Below are 2,930 nucleotides of genomic sequence, written 5' to 3'. Positions count from 1 at the left end.
GTCTATCTTTCTCTAAAAAAATGGAGAATCACGTTGGGGCTGTTTGGTATTTTATCCATGACTACAATGCACAGCAAAGCAAAGGATTAAGCCGCCATCACTACTACCGAATCACCACCCCACCCTTAACTTGAATATAGTCATACAACGGATCGTAATCTTGAATAATGGCATATCCACTTCCTTGATAGAAGTTACCAGTCGTTGTACCTACAACGAATATATCATTGCCGTTACCTCCCAGAAATCTATCTATGTAACTATTATTTAAGAAGGAACTTCCTCCAAACAAAGTGTCATTACCATCCTCACCCTGAAGAAAATCATCACCATCCCCACCCTGAAGAAAATCATTTCCAGTACCTCCCAAAAGAACATCAATGCCCGAATCTCCATATAAGTAGTCATTACCAGACCAACCATATAAGTAGTCATGACCACTACCTCCCCATAAATAATCGTCGCCAGACCAGCCATTGAGATAATCATTTCCAGCACCACCATCAATACGATCATTGTTCGTATTGCCATAGATGGTGTCATTACCACCATAACCATTGGCAATAAGATTGTCAGAGCCAGTGTAATTTAAATAGTTACTCGTGCTGGTACCTTCGTAGTAGTAAGTCATTGTTTTTTCCTGAATTTATTGAATCTATTGCTCCATCGCGGTTAAGAAGCTCAAATAAACTATATCGAAATTAGATATAGTTGTTAAGGTAGATATATAAATATGTATTAAGATAAATCAGTGAATATTATCTAATCAATACAAGTCAAAAACAGTGTTTAATCGCCAGAAAACCGAAAAAAATGAATCTCAAGACCTTTCACAGCTAGAAGAATGCCTCTTAACCCTCCTAGCTGCTGAACCCTCCTCAAGACAACCAAGAGGAATGTATGGACTAGAATTTACCGATGCAATTGCAAAAGCCAGCCAAGAAAAACGAAAAATCAGTTATGGTAGCCTCTATCCTGCCTTACATCGCATGGAAGAACGAGGCTTAATCTCATCTAGGTGGGGAGATGAAGCCACAGGGCCGAGACGAAAATATTATATAATTACTCCGAAAGGCCGAGAAATATACCGTCAAGTCCAAGAATTTCGCTCAAATTTAATTCCTTGTGCCTTAGAGATCTATGGTGTCCATTGCCTAGCCAATAAAGAGTCAGATTTCAAGAGTGAGATTGAAATTGTATAGCACTACGCAAATCATGGCCACAAACACCATTTGTAGGGACATTAGCCGCGTAAGTCCTAGCTAGACAATACCTTGGAATGCTGAAAACAACATAAAATGAAGTAAGATATGAATAATAGGTTAAAGTCCCTGAACCCCCCGTGATTGCTTCATTCCGCTCCATTCGCAATGTCATTATACATTTAATTATGCCCACCTACTTATGGTATTAGATTATGAATTTATTAGTACACAGATTATTAGCATTCCTATCCTTGATTATGACTCTGTTGCCTGAAGATTGGCAACGAATTATTTTAGATGAGCAAGAGAGATTAAAACAAAATAACTGCTCTGATTCTCAACTATTAATAGATAATAGAAACATTTCATTTCGTTGTGGTCTTTCTCTGGATTGGTATTCGTAGCCTTCCCGGATTATTTATCAAAATGATTAAGATTATTGATCCAAATTTTGTGAGTAAAAGTCTTAAGAAAGCGTATAACTCAGAAACCATCAACAAGATAGAAGAAGAATTTAAAAAAGATTATTACAATCGATATCTAGGAAGTATTAGAATATCATTATTCATGAGTTTATTTCTTTATTTGGTTTTCATATTTTTAGATCAATATTGTTCATCTCAGGCATCAAATATTTTACCTATTCGTTTGTCAATCTGTTTTTTTGCTTTGTATGTTATTTATAAAAGTTATCAAAAAAATTTCATCAAGTCTTATCAATTATTAATGAGTATTCTCGGACTCATTGGAGGAATTGGTATTAATTTAATGATTTTTATGTCTGATCAGAACGATCTGGCTTATGTTACCTATTATTCTGGCTTAATGTTGGTTTATATGGCAATATATTCAGCTTATCGAATTAGATTTTTTAATGCGGTTATTGTTGGCACTTGTATCTTACTAATTTATAACGCACTGACTATCAATAAAATGATGATGTTTGATCAAATAAACTGGCTTTTATTAATTAATAGCAACTTTTTCCTGGTAAGCGCGAATATTATGGGAGTTTTTATGAGTAACCTTTATGAGCGTTCTACTCGACTAGATTTTTTAATGCGATATATTGTTGCTAGTAAACTACTAGAAATTTATCGGTATCATGAACATATTTCTCCTTCTTCCGAAGATTTATTAAAGAGAATCAATAAAATTCGTCACGATACCAGAGAGCTTGAAAAGTTTTTAATGGAGAATTTCATTGAAAGTAAACAACGTGAATTACTTGACAATTAAATATGACACAATCGACCCTCGAACTGAATTTTTAACGATACTTGGAAGACATTTTAAAGGCATAAGTGGAATTTCCATCGCTTTTGTTAAATTTTTGAATATTTTGGGTTCTTCGGTTTTTGTTATGCAATGTCTGTCTCTACAAGGGTTTCATTCCTTATAGAGACAGACATTGCTGCGATTTTTGTCAACTGTTTTCGATCTAGAGCGAACTAATCAATTAAATCTCTTGCCAGATAAGGATTTAGTCGATGTAGGGAGATGACTACAGCCTTGTCATCGGAGTCAGCCATGGCAATTTGGCCGCTATTATTGATGGTAAAGGCGGAGATACCGTCGCCATCGAGGTTAGGATTACCCGCGGTGATAAGCTAAAACGCACTTAAACCACCTAAAATAGAAATAGTAATTTTAGAAAAATCCTACTTATGCCAGCCAAAGATTTCCTAGACTTAGAAGAAAAGAAAAACTTACAAAAAGCTCTTA

The 2,930-nt window shown here is 35.2% G+C and carries 3 protein-coding genes; 2 read left to right on the top strand and 1 reads right to left on the bottom strand.

Translation table 11 applies throughout. The features are described from left to right. Window positions 1-103: 103 nt before the first annotated feature. Window positions 104-631: a calcium-binding protein gene (locus EWV66_RS08635; protein ID WP_249264991.1), complete on the bottom strand. Its 528-nt coding sequence runs from the start codon at window positions 629-631 to the stop codon at window positions 104-106. Between the two features lie 154 nt (window positions 632-785). Between EWV66_RS08635 and EWV66_RS08630 the strand changes: the two genes are divergently transcribed. Together EWV66_RS08630 and EWV66_RS08625 are read left to right on the top strand one after the other, a co-directional pair. Beyond that, complete coding sequence (locus EWV66_RS08630) at window positions 786-1,202, top strand: PadR family transcriptional regulator (RefSeq protein ID WP_002787255.1); 417 nt, start codon at window positions 786-788, stop codon at window positions 1,200-1,202. A 429-nt stretch (window positions 1,203-1,631) separates the two neighbouring features. Then, window positions 1,632-2,444, top strand: a complete 813-nt coding sequence (locus EWV66_RS08625) for a hypothetical protein (protein ID WP_185236914.1) — start codon at window positions 1,632-1,634, stop codon at window positions 2,442-2,444. Window positions 2,445-2,930 lie beyond the last annotated feature (486 nt).

Origin of the sequence: Microcystis sp. M_OC_Ca_00000000_C217Col (assembly GCF_007095585.1) — a bacterium.
Classification (GTDB): Bacteria; Cyanobacteriota; Cyanobacteriia; order Cyanobacteriales; family Microcystaceae; genus Microcystis; species Microcystis panniformis.
This window is presented reverse-complemented; position numbering and strand designations above follow the sequence as displayed.